We start from the raw sequence: 24,830 nt of genomic DNA, 5'->3' as shown, positions 1-24,830 counted from the left end.
CTATAAAACTTGAATTCAGTTGCCTAGTGGGAACCAAAGCACAAATTCACTGCCCTGAGTAGGCTCACTGTGCACTTCAACATACCCCCCATGTTTTTCCACCACTTGTTTGACATACGACAAACCCAGACCAAATCCCTTTACCTGATGCAGATCACCGGTTGGAACCCGGAAGAACCTATCAAAAATAGCTTTCTGGTAGCTTTTGGGAATGCCAATGCCACTATCTTTCACCGATAAACACCAGGCGGTATGCGCCTTCCGGCTGCTGATATGAATGGTAACTTGTTCATAGGAATACTTAATCGCATTATCTATAAGATTCGTTATGGTGTTTCCCAGATGCACCTTGTCAAGAATTACAGTGTCTTCTTCCTCCGGTAAGTCCATGACAAAGTGGATGGGCTTGGCGGCCTTTAACTGGTATTGAGACACAATTTCTTTAATCAGGATAGAGGGAAACAGCGGTTCGGGGAGTAATTCAAATTCCTTTTTTTCTTCTACCGCAATATTCAATACTTTCTCCACCAAATCGGAGAGCCGTTGCAATTCATTTTTAGAGATGGTAAGGTACCGCTGGGCCTTCTGCGTATCTTGAAGGGCACCAAAAGATAACATACCTTCTACAGCTGCTGATACGGTGGCAAGTGGGGTTTTCAGCTCATGTGTCATGTTATTAATAAAATCATTTTTTACCTCCGAAAGCCTTTTTTGCTGAAGTATGGTAGAAAGCATATACAGGAAACACCCAGTAGTAAGCACCAGCAGCAACACTGAACCCACTAATAGCCAGCCCATTTTCTTGAGAATATAAGGAAAAGGCTTTTTAAAAGAAGCTTGCAGGTATACCTGGTGAATTGGATTAACCAGCACTGGTTGTAATTGCACTGGAAAGGCAGCGGCAGCCTGGCTGACAAACTCCGGATTCCCATAAGAATTAGTTACCGGATGGATAGTATCAAGTTTAAAAGTGGCCTCCATGCCCCGTAATTGAAGCTCTGCGTTGAACGTAGAATCCATTTCTGGCAAGTTAACCACTGAATTGCTTGTCCAGTTAACAATTATTCTATTAGAAATACGTCTGGCAAGTGTATCTGCCGGAACAAGCTCCATGTTTAGGGGAGGAGCCAATTCTTGCCGGAACCTGAGCACATCTCTGGTTTCCCGAATATCAGTAGGTGTCTGGGCTAACTCTTTTTGGGTACTATCCACCCGTTCATAGATGATACGTACATTTGATCCTGGCCGCCTTTCACCCAATTCTCTGTAAATCGTTCTGGGACGTCCGGAAGCTGATTGTCCATGGGCAAAAAGTTTATCTGCATCCATTTCCTGCCTTTTTTGCAATGATACCAGTAAGGTTTCCATAGCCGTGCGGGTAAACTGCTGATGCTGCAACCTATAGGTAGTATACAGCCAGTAGCCCTGGAAAATATTAATTCCCAGTATGCAAGCAGTCATCAAAATGAAGATGGAGCGTATCCGGCGTTTCATGTTTTATAAGCTGTAAAGTAAATATACTATCCTTCGTGCAGCTTTTTGAAGGCCTTAACACTATTTAACACTAGATAACAGTACTTAACCACCTAGGTAAAAAAAACTTTTCACCTTTGCCTTACTACGCATTGCCAAGTATCCACCTTATCTCATAAAGTTTAACCTCTATTCCTATGAAACAAACAAGCACATGCTTATGGCTCATGCTGATAATTGTCAGCCTGGGCACTCCCCTATTTGCTCAAACTACCTCTGGCATCATAACGTATGAAGGAATGCGCAAACTAGATCCTTCACAAATCAGAGTGGTAATCAATGGTGATGTTGTGCAACCAGGCAGCCCAGATGCACCACCAGATTTGCCAGATGTGGTAAATTTCTCGCAACAATTAGTATTTGACAAAAATGCAGCAAAAGAAATCCGGGAAAATTCTGGGCCGGTAATCCGGCGATTTGAAGGCGGCCCTGGAGGGCCGGCTACCCGGGAAACCATTAAAGTAGAACCACCTTTTACTGAAAACACCTACATAGATTTAGGTACTCAGAAATACATTCGTTTGCTGGAGATCAAAAAAGATGCTCAGGTACAGACGTACCGGACTGAAGAACCCTTTAAAAAGACTGCGGGTTGGCAGGAAGCCGGAAAAACCAAGAAAATTGCCGGATATACCTGCAAAAAAGCTACCTGTCCCTGGAAAGGCGAAACCTATACGATCTGGTATACCACGGATTTACCCTTTACCTATTCTCCTATCAATGGACTTGCTCCGGAAAAGGGAGTAGTACTGGAAATAGAAGGTTCAGGCGAAGCTTTTAAAGCTACCAAAGTAGAAAACAAATCAATTCCTGAACGTAAACTCTCATTTTCATCCGATGCCCAGGTACTCCCTGCTGATCAATACGAAGATGTACGCAACAAAGCAATGGCCGATTTCCGCCAAAAAATGTTCTCCGGCGGCTTGCCTGGAGGTAATTAACTATTTGTTGGCAGGAATGTAGTTAGCTGCATTCCTGCTCCATTCCTGTATTACAAAACCCCCACCTACCTTTTCACCTTTGCTTCCACTCCTATGAGATGCGGCCTTCTATTCCTATGGTGTTATTTTACCTCTGCTTTGCTGTTTGCTCAATCAGTTGGCACAGGAACAATTCAAGGTACCGTTATTGACTCTACCACCAGGCAAGCTGTACGGGAAGCAGCGGTTTCGCTACTCCAAGCCAAAGATTCTTCCTTTGTTACCTATACCATCACAGGGGGTGAAGGGAATTTTTCGTTTACAAAAATCCCTTTCGGTCAGTACCGGCTGTTAATCACTTTTCTCGGGTATAAAAATAGCTCAACCCTGGTAACCCTAACGCCAGATAACCCACTTGTTGACTTGAACAATCTTTTACTAGTGCAGACTTCTATTGAATTAAGAGAAGTAACGGTTTTGCAAGAGAGAGCCCCCATTATTATTAAAAGTGATACAGTTGAATTTAATGCAGGCTCGTTTAAAACGAAACCTAATGCACAGGTTGAAGAGTTGTTGAAAAAACTTCCCGGCATAGAAGTTAGCCGCGATGGCACAGTTACCGCACAGGGTGAAGAAGTTAAACGTATTCTAGTAGACGGAAAGCCTTTTTTTGGAGACGACCCAAAAGTAGCTACCCGGAATCTTCCGGCAGAGATTATTGAAAATATACAGGTATTTAACCAGCAATCTGATCAGTCGTCTTTCTCTGGGTTTGATGATGGGAGCCGTGAAAAAACAATTAATCTGACAACGAAAAAGGACAAACGGAAAGGCGTATTTGGACAAAACAGTCTGGGTATTGGTACAAAATCCCGTTACCAGGGAAAACTAAATGTAAACCGGTTTAATGACAAGCAGCAAGTTTCACTTATTGGCTTAGCCAACAATATTAATCAGCAGGGATTTACTATTCAGGATATGTTCAACTTTGGTGCTGCTTCCAATAGCAGCCAGAATGGCTTTTATGGAGGTGGCGATACACCTGGGGGTATGGGTGAAACAGTATCGGTGATGCCTGGCGGCCGCTTTAATGGTGGAGGAAATAATGGCGCAAATGCAAATGCTATTACAGAATCGTGGGCTGGCGGTCTGAATTTTAGAGATACCTGGGGGAAAAAAATAGACATTACGGGCAGCTACTTTTTAAACCGGTCTGCTGTTGCTACCAAACAAACAAGCGTACGGCAAACAATGCTACCAGATACCTCTTTTCTCAATCACCAGGAAAATCAGTCTGACAATGTAACGACTGGTCATCGTCTGAATCTGCGTGTAGATTACCAAATAGATTCCCTTAATTCCATCCGTATTACGCCTGGTTTTACCTGGCAACAGGCCAAGTTTACAAATTTTAGCCATTCCCGGGCTTTTACATCGGATAATCTTCCGTTGAATCAAAGCGACCTACAAAATCAGGCAAATGGCGTTGGCATCTATGGGACCAACAACCTCCTCTACAAGCATAAATTCCGAAAAAAAGGGCGTACATTTTCATTGAATCTGCAGACCGTAGTAAATAATCAGGACAGAGATGGAATAAACAAGTCAGAAAATCTTTTTTTCAACGCATCACCAGGACAAGCAATTGGCAGATCATTTAATCAGAAAGCAAATCAAGCATCTACATCTGTGAGTAATACAGTCAATGTATCCTATACTGAGCCGCTTTCCATTCGCAAAACGTTGGAATTTCATTATGTAGTTGGCAACAACACCTCTACGAATACTAAAGATGTAAACGACTATTCGGAATTATCTGGTAACTATGATCAGGTTAATGATCAACTCAGTAACCGTTTTTCTAATGGCTTTATGACGCAACGAGGCGGTGTGGCGTTACAAACCCGTAGACTAAAATACACATATGCTCTTGGGCTTGACCTGCAAAAAACAGATGTAGATTCACGTAATCTTTCTAAAGAAAATTCCCTGAGTAAACACTATGTAAATCTGCTGCCTAATGCATTGTTTACCTATAACTTTGGAAGCAACCGCACCCTGCGTATCAATTTTAGAAGCCGTATCAATGCACCTTCCATTTCCCAGCTACAACCTGTACCAGACAATACCAATCCATTAGTTATTTTGGAGGGAAATCCGGACTTAAAACCTGAATATATGAATACGGTGATGGCCATGTATAATCAGTTTAACCCAAGTAATTCCCGCAGTACCATTGGCGTAGTAAATCTGAGTCAGACATTTAACAAAATAAGCACGGCTGCTCGTATTTCTCCTGACGGCTTACAAAATACCAGTTTTATCAATACAAATAGCTATGTTCAGGCAAACGGATTTATGTCGGTCAGCCGGCGCATCAGGCCACTAAAGTCAAGTATTAGTTTTAACTCCACCATCAGTTATACTACCGGGCAGAGTTTTATTAACAACCAGGCGAATCAGGCCAAACGCATGTTAGTGGGCCAGGGAGTGGTGCTTACTTCAACATTGAGCCAAGCCTTCGATTTTAGTATTTCAGGAAAAATAAATTATCAGCGGGCTGGGTATTCTTTACAAAGAACACAAAACACATCGTTTTTCAATAAAACCCTCTCTCTGGATTTATTTTACCAATTACCCTGCCACTTTGCTTTTACGACTGAAGTAACCTACAACAATACCAGTGGCCGCTCAGCCGCCTATAATCAGAATTTTATTCTATGGAATATGGGTATTGGCAGGCAATTTTTCAAACAAAAACAAGGAGAAGTAAAGCTAAGTGTATATGACTTGCTCAACCAGAACCGGAGCATTGTCCGCAATACAAGCGACACCTATATTGAAGACGTGCAAAGCCACGTGTTGCAGCCATACGTTATGCTAAGCTTTACCTATAACCTTCGCAAGTTTGGCGGCAATTCAGTTTTTGCACCTTCCAGATCTGGCTTATCCCCGCTTAATACCCGGCAAAAGTAGGTTGACCTGTATACTCTACCCAAACCTATATTTTTATAAAACTAAATAGCTTTTGTTTGCCAAAAAATAAATGCAAAAGTAGTTGCAACTTTATAACTAAATAATTAGTTTTATTACTAAACATTTAGTTATATGAAAGCATTCTTTTTCCTTTATCTTCTGGAAGCTAATGCAATGGTTGGGATATCGGTTATTGTTTATCTGATCTTTCTCCGCCACGAACATCATTTTCAGCTTAAGCGCCTATATATAGTAGGCATGCTTTTTTTATCTATTGTGTTGCCTTTTTTTCAATTCAGTATTCAGTCAGATACGCTTCCGGCAATTTCACAGTTTATTGAAGCATATACCTTACCTGAGGTAACTATAACCGCTTTGCAAAATTCATTGTCTTCGGCAGAAAGTTTCAGCGCTTCTTTTCAACTCCTGGATGTATTAACTTATGTGTATATAGCCGGTCTGGGTATTTTCTTTATAGTATTTTGTATCAGGCTGACTACCCTTTTATGGCTACTAAAAAATACGCCTGTTTCTTTCCGGCAAGGCAACTACCGGATTTTGGAATCTACCAAACCTATCGCCAGTTTTTCATTTTTCCACTATGTGTTTATTAGCCGGGTACACGGATTTGGCCACCAGGAAAAGGATCCTATTATTACCCATGAACTGGCCCATGCGTCCAAGTATCATTCATTAGATATACTCTTTATTGAAATAGTGAAGATCGTATTCTGGTTCAATCCATTTGTTCATCTGTCAAAAAATATACTTACAGCTATTCATGAATACCAGGCAGATCAGCAAACGGTACAATCCTACAACCGGGAATACTATTGCCAACTTTTAGCTAGGGAAGCGTTGCTATCAGCTAATTTTACGCTTGCCAGCCATTTTAACCAATCTCTCACCATAAAACGTATTGCCATGATTAAATCTGTAAAGAAAAAATTGAACGTGTGGAAGCTGGCTGTCGTAGTACCAGTACTCACCGGAAGTGTATTTGTGGTTGCCTGCCAGGACCAGGCCATGAAAGAAGTAATGGATACCAATAAAACACTTTCCCAGGTAAATGAATCAGAAATTCCAGCCGAATTACAAGCAGAGGTGAATAAAATTAAGCAAAAAGATCCCAATGCCAAGTTTACGTATATAGAAGGCGATCAGAAAGAAGTAGCTGACCTGGTAGAAAAATATAAAGAGACTAAAAAACCGTTGGCTATCCTTGCTGATCCGAAAAAAGGAACCACAGGCATTTTACTGCAAGATGTGAGCAACCATGCAGAAGCGTTAAGAGATACCAAGGGTGTATATTCCGTTGTAGAAGAAGCTGCTTCCCCGGTAGGTGGCATGGCTCAATTAATGAACTACTTACAAACCAATATGACCTATCCGGCAACAGCCAGAGAGGCTAATATTCAAGGGAAAGTATTTGTTCAGTTTGTGGTGCAGGAAGATGGTACAGTAACAGATGTTGAAATTTTGAAAGGAATAGGCGGCGGCTGCGATGAAGAGGCTGTCCGGGTAGTAGCTTCTTCAAAATGGAATCCAGGCAAACAAAAAGGTGTACCTATAAAACAGCGGATGAGTATTCCTATTCAGTTTTCCCTTGGAGAAAATACCACGCCCAATCCGGTTGGTAAAAGTTAACCTACTGGGTTCGTTTAGCTTTCGTTACTACTATCTTCAACTTTAAAAGGTGTACAATCTATACGTTTGTACACCTTTTCTTTTATGCCATCCTCTTAAAATCTGAGTAGATAATGGGATACGTAGCCGGATAAGCAGCATCACATATGTTCAGGAAACAAAACCTGTATATTTAAAGTATATTTCCCAGATTACTTGCGATTTTTCTACTACTTCACCTTACCTTAGTTACGTATCTATTTAGTTGTTTTACCTGTTACCCTATAAACTTAACTACTTATCCAATTTATGTAACCTAACTTTTATCTAACCATGAACCACCCACATCAATTAACTATCTGTGCGGTATTCCTAGCGTTGCTAGCCTTTATTCCCGGATATACCCAAAGTTTACAAGGAAAGGTAACCGATTCACAAAGTGGAGAGCCTTTGCCGGGGGTATCGGTAGTAGTGCAGAGTAGCAATCAAGGTGTTAGCACGGATGCGCAGGGTAACTATACCTTGAATCTGGCAGCAGGTACCTATCAAATACAATTTTCTTATGTAGGGTATGATGCGCAAACCAGAAATGTAACCATTGCAAGTACGGATGTTACATTGAATGTTGGCCTGGTAGAAAACATACAAACCCTTTCGGATGTAGTAATTGTAGGTTCCCGGTCCACCCAAGTCCGCTCCAGTGTAGAAACGGTAGCCCCGGTAGATGTAATTTCAGCTCGGGAACTTCAAACTACCGGGCAGATTGAGCCTACTCAAATGATAAATCTGGTAGCTCCTTCCTTCAACTCTGCCCGGCAGACCATTGCCGATGGCACAGACCACATAGATCCAGCTACCCTGCGTGGCTTAGGACCCGACCAGGTATTGGTGCTCGTTAATGGGAAACGCCGCCACAATCAGGCATTGGTTAACGTTAATGGCACTGTAGGCCGGGGGTCGGTAGGAACCGATCTTAATACCATTCCTACCTCGGCCATTGACCGGATAGAAGTACTCCGCGAAGGAGCAGCCTCCCAGTATGGGTCAGATGCTATATCTGGGGTAGTGAACGTAGTATTGAAAAAAGATACCGGTACTACAGCCAATCTGCATGTTGGGCAGTTTTATGAAAGAGATGGTAGTAATGCTCAGTTTGGCGCTTATCATGGATTTAAAATTGGTAAATTAGGTGTTATTGGAGCGGCTGTGGATGTTCGTTTCCGGGAAGGCACCAACCGGGCTGGAACGTATACCGGGCCAGTGTATGTAAACTGGAATGCAGCAAGAGGAGCCAATGAAACGGAGGCAGACTGGCTTGCCCGCCGGCAAAACCTCTATCTTCAGGATGAGGCACTCATTGAAGAACGGGGATTTAGCCGGGAAAATAATATGCAAATTGGTAACTCAGCTGTAAACAATTTTGGAGGTATGCTTAATGGTGAACTTCAGGTAACACCCAAAACCCAGGTTTACTTTTCCAGCATCCTGAACCACCGGAAAGGGCAAGCGGCCGGGTTTTACCGCTATCCTTTTCAGACTACGCAAGTAATTCCTGAATTATACCCAAATGGCTTTCTGCCAGAAATTCATTCAACTATATGGGATTTATCTTTTCTGGCTGGTGTCGGGGGAGAAATAGGAAATGGCTGGCGTTGGGATGTGTCTAGTGTATTTGGAGGAAACTCTTTCCGCTTTGACGTAGAGAATTCAAATAATGCTTCTCAGTTTGCCAGGGGAGCCAATGCGCAAACTGAATTTTATGCAGGTACCATCAAGTTCAATCAGAATACGACCGATGTTGGAATTTCTAAAGATTTTGGAAAAGCAATAGGGTTGACCTCTTTTAATATAGCTGCAGGCTTGTCATACAGGTTGGATAATTATGAGATTGAACCGGGAGAAGAGGCTTCCTACCGCAATTATGATTTAAACGCAAGTCCGTTACGGGCAGGCGGCGCACAGGTATTTCCAGGTTTTCAGCCAGAAAATGCAGTAAACGAATCGAGGAACGTTTTTGCAGGCTACCTGGATATTGAGACTGATATCACTGAAAAACTTTTGCTGAATGCTGCCGGCCGGTATGAAAATTACAGTGACTTTGGAGGAAATTTGGCCGGAAAGTTAAGCGCCAGGTATAAATTTGCTGATTTTCTTTCGTTACGGGGTACACTTTCTAATGGATTCCGGGCTCCCTCTATTCATCAACGGTATTTCAGCGCCATTTCTACCGTTTTTGTTTCCGTTGCCGGGCAAGGGCTGCAACCACGGCAGCAAGGTACATTTCCCAATGGAAGCCCTGTGGCGCAGGCTTTTGGTATCCCTTCATTAACGGCAGAAAAATCAATTAACTATAGCCTGGGAATTACTTCTCAACCGGTGTCAAATTTAAGTATTACTCTAGATGCCTATCAGATTGATATAGATGACCGTATTGTACTCACCGGACAATTTGCCCGGGGCACCAGTGGCATAGGACCTCAGGTAGCACAAATCCTGGACGCTGCCGGACAAACCGAAGTGAATGCTGCCGTTTTCTTTACAAATGCTGTCAGTACCCGCACGCAAGGCATTGACGTGGTAATTTCCAATGATATTACTATGCCCACAGGCATACTAACCCTAACTCTGGCTGGCAACATTAACCAAACCAAGGTGCAGGGTGAACCAAAAGTCTCTGAGACATTGCCGGCAGATGTATTTGGCAATGCCTTATTTAACCGGCAGGAACGTTCACGGCTGGAGTGGTCGCAGCCACGAAATAAATTTACCTTTGGCGCCAACTACAGAGCAGGAAAATTCGGTGCCAACGCACGCATCACAAACTATGGCGTAGTAAAGGCTTTTGACATCAGCAACCCAGCCTTGGATGAAACCTACAGACCCAAAGCCCTTACTGACTTGAGTGTTAGTTATCAGGTAACTAAATTTTTGCAAGCTACCCTGGGAGCGAATAATTTATTCAATGTCTATCCAGATGAGATACAGGTTAGACAATATCCTACTCCCGGCGATCCTACGAATTTAGACAATTCTTCCTTTGGCCGGTTTGTATATAGCCGTGCCGCTACACAATTTGGGTTTAATGGTGGCTATTATTTTGTGAATCTTTCTGCCAGATTTTAAGTAGTTCAGTTTCTCAAATAAAAGCCTGACACATAGTAGTGCCAGGCTTTTATTTGAGAAACGATTGAGCTTATAAAGAAACCTTTTCTTCTGCAGCTAATAGTACGGTTGTGTAGGGAGTTGTCAATTCAACTTTCCCATTTTTCACCTCTACCGGTTTACCCGAATAGTATTCTATCAGCTTTGCCCCATTCTGAAAAACATTTCCTACTGATATACTTTTGTTGCCTGCCGGTGCATCCAGGGCTACAACCACCTGATCCTGATAGCCATTCTGGGCATATGTTCTGGAAAATGTATACGGAGTGTCCTGTAGTTTGGTATGTTTACCATCGCCAATGGCTATATGTTCTTTTCTGAATCTCCCCAATTTAGACCAATGATCAAAGGTTGCTTTGGCCAGTGAATCTTTTTCCAACGCCTCCCAGTTCATCACTGACCGTAAGTTAGCGTCCCCTTCGGCTCCTGGAATGACCAATGGCCGGGCTATTTCGTCTCCATAATAAACTTGAGCAGCTCCGCCAGCCAGCAAAAGTTTAGTACCAGACTCAAGTGGTTTTTGCCTTTGTTTGTCAAACGGATCGCCATCGTCGTGGGAGGCCAGGTAGTTCAATACATTTAGTCCTTCTAGTGACCCTCCGTGCAGAACTGTATCATATTTTGTAAACAAACTGTCATACACACCTTTTGCATCGTATTTAAAAGCAAAGTTGATCATAGATTCAAAGCCATTGTCATAAAAGTCTACTTTCTTGTCGCCATAATCATAGGCTCTGCCGGCTCCTGCGCTGAATCCATATACCTCTGCCACCATAAAAAAGTCAGTATCATCCAATTTGTTTCCAGGATTATTTGCTTTCCAATCATCAAATGCTTTTTGTGCTTCTTTCTCCAGTTCTGCCCAGATGCTGGCTTCCGTATGCTTGGCCGTGTCTACCCGAAAACCATCTATTCCATACTTACGCACCAGATCAGTGAGCCATTTAATAATATAGAATCTGGGTGCTCTTGGATAATTGGTTTTACTAAAAAATTCATCCAGCTCTTTAATTTCCTTTTCTAGCCTGCCTTCTTGTTGCCATTTTTGCTTCAAGCTTTCAGGCAATTCTACCGGCTGATTGCTTTCAGTATGGATATCGGGTAAGTTTTTTACTAATGTACACTCAACAGTTGTTTGATAATCTTTGTAAGAACAAACAGGGCTTTGTCTTACCCATGAATCTGGCCACGCCGGATCTTTATCTGTTACTGGTCCTGTATGATTGATCACTACATCAAACAAAACCCGGATTCCATGTTCATGTGCTACATTTACCAGCTCAAGCAATTCCTGCTCCGTACCAAAGTTGGGATCTAAGGAAGTCCAGTCTTTTGCCCAGTAACCGTGATAGCCATACGTTGCCCCAGTTCCCTCATCTGTTTTACCATGAATTTGTTCTACCAACGGTGTTAACCAGAGAGCGGTTATCCCCAACTTATCGAAGTAGCCATCTTTAATTTTCTGCGTAACTCCGGCTATATCTCCTCCTTCAAACCCACGCAAATTTGCTGCTTTTGAGGTACGGTTAAAGTTTACATCATTCTTAGGATTACCATTATTGAATCTGTCGGTAAGCAGAAAATAAACAGTGGCATTACGCCAGGAAAATGGCTTCTCTTTGGCTACTGACTGAATAGTGTCTTCTGATTTTTGCTTAGCTGACTCTGTACATTGTGTAAGAGCAAGAGCAAATAAAACTGGCAGGATTAGTTTATGGCTCATGTTGTGTGGTAGACTGAAGTGATCGTTGGATAAGTTTGGGAATAACAAAGATACTACAAGTATCCATATCTCCCAGACCACATCGGTTCCGCAGATGAGAATTTAGAGAACATATACAGTGGCTTTATCGGATAAGAAGCCAAGCTTTACGTTATGAGCCCAAAGACTGTTTGCACTGGTTTTATGCTGGGATTTTGCTCGGTTATTTCAAAACAACTCCTGCTAATTAACACAAAAAGTGCTTTTGTCAGATCGTTGACCTGACAAAAGCACTTTTTGTGTTATTGAATTAAGGTACGAATTACATAATAGATGAAGGTACCCGTTCTACCCATGACTGATATATTTCAGTGAAAGTAGTAGACAAATCTTTAGTAATACCCCAGTTTGGATAGTGGCTTTTCATTTTGCTTAAATCGGAAATGTAACACATATGGTCTCCCTGCCTGTTCTGGTCTACGTATTCGTAAATCATTTTCTTACCAGAAATATTTTCAATAAGACTAAAGGCTTCCAGAATAGAAATTGAGTTTTCGCGGCCACCCCCTATGTTGTACACCTCTGCTACCCTAGGTTGAGCAATAAACTCTTCCATAAACCGGACTACATCAAATGAATGAATATTATCGCGTACCTGTTTTCCTTTATAGCCATAAATATTGTATTGACGCCCTGCCAGGTTGCACTTAATTAAGTAACTAAGGAATCCGTGTAATTCTACCCCAGAATGGTTTGGGCCTGTCAGGCACCCTCCTCTTAAACAACAGGTTGGCATATTGAAATACCTTCCATATTCTTGCACTAATACATCGGCAGCAACTTTGGATGCACCAAATAACGAATGTTTCGACTGATCTATAGTAAACGTTTCTTTGATGCCATTGTAATAGGCGGAATCAGCAAAATCCCAGCGGGTGTCTTTTTCTACAAGTTTCAGATTATTGGGTGCATCCCCGTAAACTTTATTAGTAGACATATGCACAAATACAGCTTCGGGACTGGCTTGCCTGGTTGCTTCAAGTAAGTTGAGTGTACCTACGGCATTTACATCGAAATCGTCGAAAGGACGGCTGGCTGCCAGATCGTGACTGGGCTGGGCTGCCGTATGAACAATAGCATCCGGGCGTATCTCTTTTAAGGTAGACAATACCTTGTTTCTATCCCTGATATCCAGTTCGATATGTTCGAAATTCGAATATTTTGCCGATAATTTTTTCTGATTCCAACGGGTATCGCCATTAGGGCCAAAAAAATCTGCCCGCATGTTGTTATCTACTCCAAATACTTTCCAGCCATTCTGGCAATAATGTTCCACTACTTCACTTCCAATAAGCCCACTAGACCCTGTTACAATCAACTTTTTCATTCAGCTATTAAATTTGTATAAAAAATTTTAATTAAACCGTATCAGCCCGAGCTTTTGCTTCAAACACAAGTAAACAAATTGAGAATTTGTAGTTAAATACCGTTTCCATAACCGGTTGGGTTCCAGATATAATCTATATACCCATTCCAAAGAAAGGTCTCTGGCCCATTGTGGAAGCCTTTTCTCAAGGCCGGCATACACCAAAAAAGCCTGGCCAACACCCAGCATACAGGCATTAACTTTGTTTTTATGGGCAGCCATCCATTTTTCCTGTTTAGGGCAACCCAAGGCTACAAAAACCAAATCTGCCTTTGATTGATTAATTGTCTGTACTATATGCTGATCTTCCTCTTCGGTGAGCGTACGGAATGGTGGAGAATATGCTCCGGCAACCCTAAGATTGGGTAGTTCGGCTTCAATACGTTTGAGCATAGCATTTAATACATCCTCTGTAGATCCATAAAAGTACACGGATTTATTTCTTTTGGCTGCTTCCCTCAGTAACACCGGCAGTAAATCCATTCCACACACGCGTTCCTGCTTGAATTTATCTATCAGCCACATAACTTTAGATATAGGTGCTCCATCTGGTGCAGCCAAATCTGCTTCATTGAGTATGCTATTAAAATTTTTGTCTTTATATGCTTCAATTACCATGTGTACATTGGCAAAGCACACATATGAAGATTTTTTTTCTTCTGTTAACCGAAAAATAGTCTCTGTAAAATCATTAAAAGTGCCTGTTGAAATCAAAGAAGTCAACACTTTTCTTTTTTCCATAGTAATCTGCTGAGGTCTGTATAGCTAGGTGTCTGACAAAATTGCTTTTATCTAGTAGAGGTTTGATGCATTGTATATATCTTCTTAATATGCATTTTCCTCACCTTTTATCATATTCCATACAGTAAGGAAGATGATTTTTAAATCCAGGAAGAAACTCCAGTTTTCCATATACATTACGTCGTACTCCACCCGTTTTTGCATCAGTTGCACCTGTTTGGTTTCTCCCCGGTATCCATTAACCTGAGCATAACCAGTTATCCCTGGTGAAACAAAGTGCCTGACTGCATATTTATCAATTATTTTTGAATATTCTTCCAGCTGGGTAATCAAATTAGGTCGTGGACCAACTACGGACATATCCCCTAACAGTACATTAAAAAATTGGGGAAGTTCATCTAAACTTGTCTTTCTCAAGAACTTACCTACTTTAGTTACCCGGGGATCAGCTTTAGTAGCCTGTAATTCTGTTTGGTTATTAACCCGCATAGTCCGGAATTTATAACACTCAAAAAGTTTGTTTTTCCTACCTGGGCGAAGCTGTTTAAAAAATATTGGGCCTTTGGATTCCAGCTTAATCAGAAAAGCAATGACAGGTACGATAAATGGGAATATGAAACAAATAACCATTAATGAAAATGCTATATCAAATGCCCGCTTAACTACCCTATTAAAAGCTATTCCTAAAGGTTCTCTGCGGAAGGTCATGATGGGAATATTTTCATAAAAATCAATATTCACCTTTTTCTGAACAAGCCCTCTGAAATCCGGCGCAATCTTGAAATAAATGAAATTGTCATCACAAAAATCTGCTAGATCTTTTATTAGATCATTAGAGGTAAGTGATAATGCATAATAAATTTCATCTATATTTTCTTTAATGCAATAATCCTTCAAATGCTTGATTTTTCCCTTAATCATCAGGCTTGGAATTTCGGGAGCATCATCGAAAAAACCCATAAACCGGTAACCCAGGCTTTTGTCTTTTATAAAATAGTGATACAACTCGTTTCCTGCGTAACCGGCACCTACAATTACTACCCTTTTCTCATTGATACCAGCCATTTTAAAATACTTCAGGAAAAGAATAAAAATAATCCGGAAGAAAATTATGGCATCAAACGCTAGAATATAGGAATAAAATAAGAATAACCGGGCAAAGTCATGTTCTTTGAAGCTTATTATATAAGAGAACATAAGCAATGCATGGAAAACGAATGCATAAAAAATCTTCGTAAGCAGTACTTTGAATTTAAAAAGTGTTTCCAGATTGTACACATTATTGAATAATGCTGAAGCAATCCAGGCCAGATTAAAGATTACAAAGAGAGATACATAGTAATCTTCATGATTCGTATTACTCCCGAAACGTAGATAATAAGCCAGCTTACATGAAAAATCAATGATAATAAAATCAGCTATCAACAAAAAGATACCTACAAACTGAGAATATGGTAAGTTTTTTTTCATATATTATTCTTATATCTTTTACTGTTCCTAAGCATCGTCTGCTATACTTTTTTTAACCTTTTACGTAAAGGGCAATATTTGCGAACACAGGATATGACAGCAGGATTTTATTCTAATATGTTACACATGCAAGTGACGAATAAGTGGTATAATTGCCAAAATTATTACATATATAATATATACCTACTTGGTGTAATAAGTAAGCTTAGCTGAGATGAATCTAATTTATTTTTTTTATTAGAAGTGATAGTACAAACTATTCTATAAACACATTTAATATTCAATGTTACTACTAATTTTCATTTTTTAATAGTATTTATTTTTTTAAGAAACGAAAAAAAATATAAATCTACATTCTTATTCATTCTCCAGCCAATCTACGTATGACTAAATAATTTTACATGAAAATAAAAAAATTAATATTTACTTTAATGAATTTATTTTCAATAAGAGTTATTACCTTAGGTTTTATTATATTCTTTTACAATTACTTAATCTACCTAACAAAGGGTTTTTAACTCAAACCAGATGCCAGTGATCTCTCATTATTTTTATTAATATCAAGTAATGCCAAACTTTATTTCTACAATTATCTATAGTAGCCAAATACTATCTTGTTTTATTTATATATAGTCTGTAAAATTTTAAAAACTCTACTAGTAACATACCTAACCCACAAAACTACGACTCAAAAATGTCAAAACTGTTATTCACTTTAATTTTATTACTATCCATATGTTCGTGTATATCCAAGAAAAAACTTACATACTTCCAAAGCAATAAGTTCTCCAAAAATTCGCCTACACTCATTGAAAATAAACGACCTGAATATAAAATACAGCCCAATGACATTTTGTCCATAAGAGTTGTCTCTAATCTGGATAATACAACACCAAATATTTTTAACCTGGACGCTGTGGCTGCTGGTGGAGGCATAAACCCAGCTGCCAACTTTTACGTAACTGGCTACTCAGTAGATGAACAAGGATTTATTACTATTCCAACAATTGGACGTTTAAAAGTGACCAATCAAACGGTAAGCCAGGTTTCAACGCTGGTGCAGCAAAATGTAGATAAGTATCTGAACAATGCCACTGTTGTTATTAAACTGGTAAGTTTTAAAGTCAGTGTATTGGGTGATGTGAGGAGTCCTGGGTATTACTATGTATACAATGAACAGGTCACTCTGCCCGAAGTACTTGCCTTAGCCGGAGACCTTACCCAGAATGGCAGTAGAAAAAACATTAAATTGATTCGACAGAATCCCAATGGCCTGGAAGTAGTTTTATTAGATCTAACAGACCCTAATATCATTAAATCTCCGTATTACTATCTGTTACCCAATGACGTTGTATATATTCAACCCATGAAAGCGGCGATTTCCAGGTCGAATTTAGCACCACTTGGCACTTTCTTTGGTGCAGTTTCGGCTGTAATCCTTGTGCTAAACTACTTTAACCCCAACAGATAAATTTAAGATTAAAATGAAACAACGCCCTGAAACACAGATAGATTTAAAAAAACTGTTTTTTAAGTTCGTAGCAAAATGGTATTACTTCCTGGCTGCTCTTATACTATGTGTAGGCATTGCATATATATATAATAAAATACAGAACCCGGTTTACGCGGTGAATGCGACCATATTGCTGGAAAATGAAAATGCCGGGCAGCGTGGGACAAGTGAATTACTTGGGGTGGTAGAAACTCAGAAAAAAGTGATAGAAGTAGAAGACCAGATTGGCTTGATCACTTCCTTCGATATGATTGAAAAAGCCATTGAACGGCTGGATTATGGCGTTTCCTATTACATCGTTCCTGATGCCTGGATCAATACTTTTGGGGATTTAAAAGTAGAAGAGCGGATTTCTGATAACTATCCATTCAAAATTGTACTGAATCCGGAAGCAAATCAGTTACTGAATACGCCTATTTATATTCGTATACTATCAAAAAACAAATTTCAACTGTCTGTAGAAGGTGGCCAGACAACAAAGTTGTACAATATTTCAACCAACAAAACTTCCGCTGAAATAGAAAGCCCTGAAATTAACAAGATTGTTACCATTAACGAGCCTTTTCAAGATAAGCATTTAAATTTCAAACTATTTTTGAATGAAGGCCATGAAGAATATACTGGCAAAAAATTTTATTTTGAAGTAAACAACAAAAACAATCTGACCAAAAATTACCAGAAACGACTAAAAGCCAAAGCCATTAGCCGGGAGTCGCGCATTATAGATCTTCAGTTAGAAAGCCCGGTGGTAGACAAAGACATGAAGTTTTTGGATACCCTGGTAAGTGTATTTACAGAAACTGATTTGATTGAAAAAAGACAAACCAGCATCAAAACCATTGAATATATTCAAACGCAACTGGCAGATGTATCCAAACAACTAGCCACCGCTGAAAATGACCTTACATCTTACCGTTCTAACCGGCAAACAGATGTAACAGTAGACCGGATGAACGTGTATGATAAAATTGATCAGTTTAACGCCGAAAAACAGCAAATAGCATCCAGGATCAGAACCTATACCGATGTATTGAATTACATGGAGAGGAATCAGGACGTGGCTACTAATGCTGTTCCTGCCACCTCAGGTATAGACAGTCCGGTAATTATTACGCAGGTAAACGAGCTTGCCAACCTGTACCAGCAGAAACAAAAATTGCTTCTTACTTTAAAGCCCGACCATCCCAGTATCCAGCCTGTAGAAACTGAAATTGTATCCCGGAGAAGATCCATCATTAGCAATTTGCGGGAAGGCTTGGCCGCCAGAAGACAAGACCTGCGCAGTGTAGAGCAGCGCATAGGCGCCTTATATGGAAATATCAACCGCATTCCCGAAAACGAAAGCCAGTTAAGAAATTTGCAACAGCGCTACGAATACAACGACCAGACACGAAATTATTTACAAGAAAAATTAGCGGAAGCGCAAATCCTCTTAGCTACGAATACAGCCAGCAAACGGCCTGTAGATAAAGCCAAGGTAGGTGAAAAAACAGCACCAAAAACAAATGCGATTTTTCTTATAGCTATTTTAGCAGGTTTATGTCTTCCGGCAATTGGCATTACTGTAGCTGATATGTTTGACGATACGATCAAAACGAAGGAGGAGGTTAAAAATGCTACTAATATCCCAATCCTCGGTATGATTGGCCATAGTGATGGGAAGAATGCCATCCTGGCTCGTACAGACAATTATAAATCTTCTGTATCAGAATCTTTCCGTTCGCTGCGGGTAAATTTGCAATATCTGGTGGCAGGAACCGAACACAAAACAATTGGCATTACCTCGTCTGCAAGTGGCGAGGGTAAAACTTTTTGTGCAATAAATTTAAGTACGGTGCTTGCTTTATCAGGCAAGAAAACGATTCTCATCGATACAGATTTACGAAAACCGAAAGTAGCTTCTTACCTAGGTATGAAAAATATGGCAGGCTTGTCTTCTTACTTAATACGCAACAGCAAGCTGGATGAAATTGTACAGCCTACCAAAATCAAGAATTTCGATGTAATTACCTCTGGGCCAACGCCACCTAATCCAGTTGAGTTAGTAGAGCTGGATGAAATGCGTGAATTGATTATGCGGTTGAAACTCGAATATGACTATATCATCATTGATACTCCCCCAATTTCCTATGTTGCCGAATATATGGTATTAAAAGAGTATATGGATGCCAATATTTTTGTAATCCGGGCCAATTACACCCGCAAACCTGTACTTGAAATGGTGAATGAACTATACGAGAGCAAAACGTTACATAACTTAAGCATCGTATTAAATGATATTAATTTCTCTGAGATGTATGGATTCGACTACCGGAGCAAAACACGAGGATACTACCAAAAAGCATAAGTAAATGCACGTAAACACAGGGCACATATACTATGTGCCCTTTTTGTTGCCTTCAGTAGTTTGTAAATGTGTTATCCTGATAACACCACGCCCAACTTTCTCCAGGCTCTGCCGAAATTACTACCGGATGTCCGCTTCTTAAAAAATGTTTGGTAGCATGTTTATTTTTCGAACTATCGCAGCAGTGCACTCCTCCACATGTTTGGCAAATACGCAAATGGACCCATGTATCGCCCAAGGCCACACATTCATCACATTGATATATATCAGACCGGATAATTTGTAAATTTTCTAAATGTGAACAAACTTTTGTTGAAATAGCCATAACTGCTTCAAAACTAGTTAACAATCGAATACTGCTTGTTTCAGGAATTGTACCCTCCTTGTATAGATTTTCTTCTGATTTATTCCCATGTATTTTACACGTACTGCCAATACGTCGTTCTTGGTAATTTCTACTGACCCTACCTGACATTATTACTGCAAAAATCAACTGGAAATAAATTTGCCATAGATGCAACTATAGATGGTTCATTACTGGGTAGTAAAAACCTGAAACAACAAACACTTAATATTAAAACTTATGGATGAATTTTCAAACATTGTTATTCATGCGGTGAATAAAATCAAGAATGCAGTGGTTAAAATAGATATACTTAAAAATAAACAAAGTAAGTTATCTCCTGCTGGCTCAGGGTCTGGTTTTATTTTTTCGTCCGATGGCTTCATCTTCACCAATAGCCACGTTGTAAGAGGAGCCGATAAAATTCTAGTCACCTTACTGGATGGCACAGAAGCAGAAGCATTTCTTCTGGGTGATGACCCTGACACGGATATAGCAGTCATTAAAATATATGCAAGTGGTTATTCTACTGCCCGTCTTGGTAACTCAGAAGAATTAAACATTGGGCAACTGGTTATAGCTATTGGCAATCCCTATGGATATCAGCACACCGTTACAACGGGTGTAGTTAGCGCATTGGGCAGAACATTGCGAACCACTTCGGGCCGCCTGGTAGATAACGTCATACAAAGCGATGCAGCATTAAATCCTGGCAACTCAGGCGGACCTATGGTAAATGCCGAAGGCGAAGTTGTTGGTGTAAATACGGCAATTATCCGTGGCGCTCAGGGATTAAGTTTTGCTGTTGGAATTAATACAGCCAAAGATATTGCCGGCTTTTTGATTAAAGACGGCAAAGTTACCAAAGCGTATCTTGGCGTAGTAATGCAGGAGATTACGATTAATCCAAGAATTGTCAACTTCTACGGTTTGAAACACAACAAAGGCCTGTTTGTGGTATCTATTGAGAAAGGCTCACCGGCTGGTAATTCTTTGCTTAGAGAAGGGGATATCATAATTGGCTTTGAAACCAGTATGGTAAGCAGTTCCAATGAATTATTTAAGCTTCTGACTCAAGATAAAATAGATAAACAATCAACATTAACAGTTTTACGCAACACGCAAAAACTGGATATAAACATTCATCCGACCTTACATAAAGCTGCCTGATGATCATAATTTTCATTCAACAATTTCTGCTTTCAGGAAAACTATCCATTTTTACTGAAAGCAGAAATTGTTTCTAACAAACTCAACATTTCCTCTGCTTTAAATTCATATTTTCAGTCTGTCTCCTTTATATTTCTTTTGTTATAAGGGATAGCCACACCTTGGCTACTTTATAAACTCAGATTATTCTTTAGTTATTACTGGATCTACCACTGATGGCGGCAAGAGGTTACTCTTGTTGAATTCCTGTTTACCAGAACTCCCATATAAAGATTATCCATTTCTTACGTGAATGTATGAAGCAAAAAATAATCGTATTTGGGAGATACTAGATTAATAATCAAATTGCTTACAATTGCAGCAGAATAAGTAGAAAGGCAGTTTTTTATCACTTATTCGGCAGCTTTCTACTCGCATCACTTACTAATTGAATAACACATATATGAACAAATTTGTGAAGGCTAGAGCAGCCTTTGTTACATTAGTTGCATTAAGCACAACTAATTTTGGTTTATCATTCAGGAAAATAGTTACTTTTTTAAAACCCTTTTCCTTCTCTCCCATTTCTTACCGCCTGACCCCTGTATCCCTAGCCATTACTTTTGTTATGCTTGTTTCTTGCCAAAACAGCGGTACTAAAACAGAAGACAAAATTGCAATAACCGAACAGGAGGTGGCCGTAGTAGACTCATCTACTCTTGCCAGCAGAGCCGCAACGGCAAAAGTTGATTCTGTTAAAAAAGATACATTGGCTACCCTGGCAAAAAAAGATACATTAGCAAAAGTTTACCCCATAGATACGGCTTCGTCAAAGCCAGTAAAGTGGCCGGAAATGCCAGAACCGTTGCCAGGATCTATTTTACCGCACAACCGGATTATTGCATTTTATGGCAATCCGCTTTCCAGACTCATGGGTATTCTAGGCGAACTGCCCCCGGATCAAATGCTGTCTAGGTTAGATGAAGAAATAGAAGCCTGGAAAAAAGCCGACCCTACTACCCCTATTATGCCTGCCTTGCATGTAATTATGGTAACAGCCCAAGGAGCTCCCGGCCGGGATAGCAAATACCGTTTACGCATGACCGATAAAGTAGCCGAAGATGTAATAGCCTGGGCGGCCAAACGGAATGCCATCGTTTTTATTGATATTCAAGTAGGTCATAGCGATTTGCAGGCTGAATTGCCCAGATTTGCACACTTGCTTGCCCGGCCTAATGTGCATTTAGGTGTGGATGCTGAGTTTGCTATGAAAGACGGCGCTGTTCCAGGAAAAAAGATGGGAAGCTTTGATGCAGCAGACCTGAACTTTGCTTCTACCTTCCTGGCTAACCTGGTAGATCAGCACCAGATTCCGCCTAAAGTGTTTATTGTACACCGCTTTACACAAAAAATGATTACCAACTACGACCAGATAAAACTGGATCCCCGCGTACAGATTGTAATGCATATGGATGGATGGGGTGCTCCTACCTTGAAAAAAGATACGTATCGCCGGTATATTGTAAAAGAACCAGTGCAATACACAGGATTTAAAATATTTTACAAAAATGATATAAGAAACGGGTCACGGTTGATGAAGCCCGAAGAAGTATTGGCGCTTAATCCAAAGCCTCTTTATATCCAATATCAATAATTATAAACAAAACTAACCACAAAAGGCTGCCCAATAAGGTAGCCTTTTGTAGTTATATAATCTTTAAAATAATCTCTTTAGATAAGTTCCTATCTCAATTTTTATAACATCGGTTTATAGAGTTTCTATGCTGATGATGTATCCTATGCCATATCTGCCAGGGAAACTAAACATTTAAACTGAATGTATCAGGACTGCAGATAAAGATATATGTAGATCAGTAAACCACATGTTTACATCTATCTTCTATCCATTAACCAAGAGATGTTCTTCTACATTTAATCCAATGTGCTTTGTACGATTATTCTTTGCCTGTATACGACAGCTTTGTGAACAAAAAGGTTTGTATAATACCAGATGGCTATTTTATTATAGTCATCTTCCATCTTCGGATACAGCAAACTGAACCAAGAAAGACATATAGTTTCTAAATTAAAGGCTATAAAGAAATCTAGTCAGCCAACAAGTATATTCCTTATAAATAATAAGCGCTTACTGTGATTAACAGTAAGCCCTTTGTAAGCAAAATAGCTTTCTTTTTATTTAACTACAGGGATCTGAAAATGATAAACCTTTCCGGGAGTTACTTCGAAGCGGTACGTATAATCGTCTTTGGAATCAAACTTTATCCACGGGTTATACAGTTTGAGTTGTTTATAGTTGATCTTATTATCTAAAGCAAATTTGGCAATATTATCAATGGTACGGTCTACTTTTACTGTTGTAGTAGCATAAGGTTGGTATTTATCTTTGTCTGTCAAATAGAATCCATACTTTTCGGGATTTTCAATGATCAGTTTCATGGCTAAAATCCGGAAGACGTATCTGGCTGTTTCAGAAGTCAGGTACAGATCATAATAATTATCCATCTGCTGGTAATTTTTTACCCGTTTTAAAGTGGGTAACCCCAGATTGTAGGCGGCGGCGGCCAATGTCCAGTTACGCATTTCGGCATAGTTACTTTTTATGTGTCTGGCTGCTGCCTTAGTAGAAAGTAAGGGATCACGGCGCTGGTCTACATATCTGTTCATTTCCAGATTTTGCCCTCTTGCTGAACCTTCTGTAAACTGCCAGAAACCATGTGCTTTTCCAGAATCTGCGTAAGGCTCCAGTTCACTTTCAATAACAGCCAGATAGAAGAAATCCTTAGGAACGCCTTCTTCAACCAGCATGGGCTCAATTTTATCACGCCACCGGTTCACTCTTTTTAATATGATAAATGTGGTTGCGTGCTTATAGGTATTAATAATCAGTTCCCGCTCCAGTCGCTCGCGTACTTCAGGATCTTCTAAAGGCACTTTTTCACCAGCAAAATATACTTCCTGGGGAATATAAACATTCGAAACTTTCTGAAAAATGGCATTTCCATTCTGGGCAAAAACCTGGCTCCAGGTTGCAGCTAAAATAAAGGCAAAAACAACAGCGTATTTCAATTTTTTACTAATTAAAGTGTGTACATCTCAGGCAATGATACTATAATATTTAATTTTAAAAAACACAGAAAAGATAAAAAAACAACGTCTTACTTTATCTAATTTTTGCCATTTCTCACACCGTAACAGGTCCTTCTGGCATCTACCCTGCTTCATTTTCCATTTTTTTTGCTTCCCACTCAGGTTGGCTTCACGCCTCAAAAGTTTCCTGTTTACCCATTCAGTTCCCATTCTTGCAGGATGGTGTATTTAGCGCCAGCGGGATTAAGTTCAGATACCCATAAGCCAAAGGAACGCACTACCCATGAATGGCTTGCAAAGACAGGAAGCTGATTCTCATGAAGCTTCACCTTTTGTCCTTTTCTTACGCGGGCCAGTGTAACATGGGGCAATGGAGAATGATCTGGCGGGTGATTCAACAGGCTAGCTAGTTGAGTTGCAAAGCGTACAAATTCCTGGCTTTCCGCAAATCCTGCCCATAACATTGTAAGTCTTCCTCTTTTACTTACTGGTACAAGGTGGGTGCATTGGAGCTGGAAAGGTTTCAGGTTAGATAATGTTTGTAGCTTTTCTTGGATGGCCGGAATGTCTGCTTCAGCTATATTCCCTAAGAATAGTACAGTAATATGCAGATTTTCCTCTCTAACCCATGCCAAGCCAAATATAGGCAAAGTAGCTCTACAGGCTTCTAACGAGTGTTTTAACCGTTCTTTGATGGATAAAGCAACAAACAATCTTTTAAAGGCCATAAGGAAAAATACAGGTAGATTCTCTAAGAAATTAGCACCACTACAAATAAAACGTCTATCCTGAATAAATAGTCCACTGGATTATT

At 40.0% G+C, this 24,830-nt stretch carries 16 protein-coding genes; 8 read left to right on the top strand and 8 right to left on the bottom strand.

Annotated features, from left to right (window positions below):
- Positions 1-15: 15 nt before the first annotated feature.
- Positions 16-1,494 (bottom strand): sensor histidine kinase, encoded by a 1,479-nt coding sequence (locus Q0590_RS20345; protein WP_302039439.1) that lies wholly within the window; start codon positions 1,492-1,494, stop codon positions 16-18.
- 176 nt (positions 1,495-1,670) lie between these two features.
- Between Q0590_RS20345 and Q0590_RS20340 the strand changes: the two genes are divergently transcribed.
- The 4 genes from Q0590_RS20340 to Q0590_RS20325 all read left to right on the top strand — a co-directional run bounded on the left by Q0590_RS20340 (position 1,671) and on the right by Q0590_RS20325 (position 10,178).
- Positions 1,671-2,474: a GLPGLI family protein gene (locus tag Q0590_RS20340; RefSeq protein ID WP_302039438.1), complete on the top strand. Its 804-nt coding sequence runs from the start codon at positions 1,671-1,673 to the stop codon at positions 2,472-2,474.
- Positions 2,475-2,567: 93 nt separating this feature from the next.
- The gene (locus Q0590_RS20335) at positions 2,568-5,429 is read left to right on the top strand and encodes an outer membrane beta-barrel family protein (protein ID WP_302039437.1); all 2,862 of its coding nucleotides are present in this window, start codon (positions 2,568-2,570) and stop codon (positions 5,427-5,429) included.
- Between the two features lie 132 nt (positions 5,430-5,561).
- The gene (locus tag Q0590_RS20330; RefSeq protein ID WP_302039436.1) at positions 5,562-7,076 is read left to right on the top strand and encodes a TonB family protein; all 1,515 of its coding nucleotides are present in this window, start codon (positions 5,562-5,564) and stop codon (positions 7,074-7,076) included.
- Between the two features lie 312 nt (positions 7,077-7,388).
- Positions 7,389-10,178, top strand: a complete 2,790-nt coding sequence (locus Q0590_RS20325; protein WP_302039435.1) for a TonB-dependent receptor — start codon at positions 7,389-7,391, stop codon at positions 10,176-10,178.
- A 70-nt stretch (positions 10,179-10,248) separates the two neighbouring features.
- Here the strand turns inward: Q0590_RS20325 and Q0590_RS20320 are convergent, their stop codons facing one another.
- The 4 genes from Q0590_RS20320 to Q0590_RS20305 all read right to left on the bottom strand — a co-directional run bounded on the left by Q0590_RS20320 (position 10,249) and on the right by Q0590_RS20305 (position 15,556).
- Entirely contained in the window at positions 10,249-11,940 is a 1,692-nt protein-coding gene (locus Q0590_RS20320) for an alpha-amylase family glycosyl hydrolase (protein WP_302039434.1), read from the bottom strand.
- Between the two features lie 301 nt (positions 11,941-12,241).
- Positions 12,242-13,306 (bottom strand): NAD-dependent epimerase/dehydratase family protein, encoded by a 1,065-nt coding sequence (locus Q0590_RS20315; RefSeq protein WP_302039433.1) that lies wholly within the window; start codon positions 13,304-13,306, stop codon positions 12,242-12,244.
- Positions 13,307-13,333: 27 nt separating this feature from the next.
- Complete coding sequence (locus tag Q0590_RS20310) at positions 13,334-14,086, bottom strand: WecB/TagA/CpsF family glycosyltransferase (RefSeq protein WP_302039432.1); 753 nt, start codon at positions 14,084-14,086, stop codon at positions 13,334-13,336.
- A gap of 84 nt (positions 14,087-14,170) precedes the next feature.
- Complete coding sequence (locus tag Q0590_RS20305) at positions 14,171-15,556, bottom strand: undecaprenyl-phosphate glucose phosphotransferase (protein WP_302039431.1); 1,386 nt, start codon at positions 15,554-15,556, stop codon at positions 14,171-14,173.
- 694 nt (positions 15,557-16,250) lie between these two features.
- Between Q0590_RS20305 and Q0590_RS20300 the strand changes: the two genes are divergently transcribed.
- The gene (locus Q0590_RS20300; protein ID WP_378411306.1) at positions 16,251-17,027 is read left to right on the top strand and encodes a polysaccharide biosynthesis/export family protein; all 777 of its coding nucleotides are present in this window, start codon (positions 16,251-16,253) and stop codon (positions 17,025-17,027) included.
- Positions 17,028-17,040: 13 nt separating this feature from the next.
- Complete coding sequence (locus Q0590_RS20295) at positions 17,041-19,416, top strand: polysaccharide biosynthesis tyrosine autokinase (protein ID WP_302039430.1); 2,376 nt, start codon at positions 17,041-17,043, stop codon at positions 19,414-19,416.
- Between the two features lie 52 nt (positions 19,417-19,468).
- On the opposite strand, the gene Q0590_RS20290 is transcribed toward Q0590_RS20295, so the two are convergent.
- Positions 19,469-19,741, bottom strand: coding sequence for a UBP-type zinc finger domain-containing protein (locus Q0590_RS20290; protein ID WP_302039568.1), 273 nt, complete (start codon positions 19,739-19,741; stop codon positions 19,469-19,471).
- A gap of 258 nt (positions 19,742-19,999) precedes the next feature.
- Between Q0590_RS20290 and Q0590_RS20285 the strand changes: the two genes are divergently transcribed.
- Together Q0590_RS20285 and Q0590_RS20280 are read left to right on the top strand one after the other, a co-directional pair.
- Positions 20,000-20,929 carry a S1C family serine protease gene (locus tag Q0590_RS20285; protein WP_302039429.1) on the top strand — a complete coding sequence of 310 codons (930 nt, stop codon included), beginning with the start codon at positions 20,000-20,002 and terminating at the stop codon, positions 20,927-20,929.
- A gap of 442 nt (positions 20,930-21,371) precedes the next feature.
- A complete protein-coding gene (locus tag Q0590_RS20280) occupies positions 21,372-22,562 on the top strand; it encodes a hypothetical protein (RefSeq protein ID WP_302039428.1) in 1,191 nt (396 codons plus the stop codon).
- A gap of 539 nt (positions 22,563-23,101) precedes the next feature.
- Here Q0590_RS20280 and Q0590_RS20275 read toward each other — a convergent pair.
- Both Q0590_RS20275 and thpR read right to left on the bottom strand, forming a co-directional pair.
- The gene (locus tag Q0590_RS20275; RefSeq protein ID WP_302039427.1) at positions 23,102-23,995 is read right to left on the bottom strand and encodes a lytic transglycosylase domain-containing protein; all 894 of its coding nucleotides are present in this window, start codon (positions 23,993-23,995) and stop codon (positions 23,102-23,104) included.
- A gap of 212 nt (positions 23,996-24,207) precedes the next feature.
- Entirely contained in the window at positions 24,208-24,744 is a 537-nt protein-coding gene (gene thpR / locus Q0590_RS20270; protein ID WP_302039426.1) for an RNA 2',3'-cyclic phosphodiesterase, read from the bottom strand.
- Between the last annotated feature and the right edge of the window lie 86 nt (positions 24,745-24,830).

This window comes from Rhodocytophaga aerolata, from assembly GCF_030503435.1.
GTDB lineage: Bacteria > Bacteroidota > Bacteroidia > Cytophagales > 172606-1 > Rhodocytophaga > Rhodocytophaga aerolata.
This window is presented reverse-complemented; position numbering and strand designations above follow the sequence as displayed.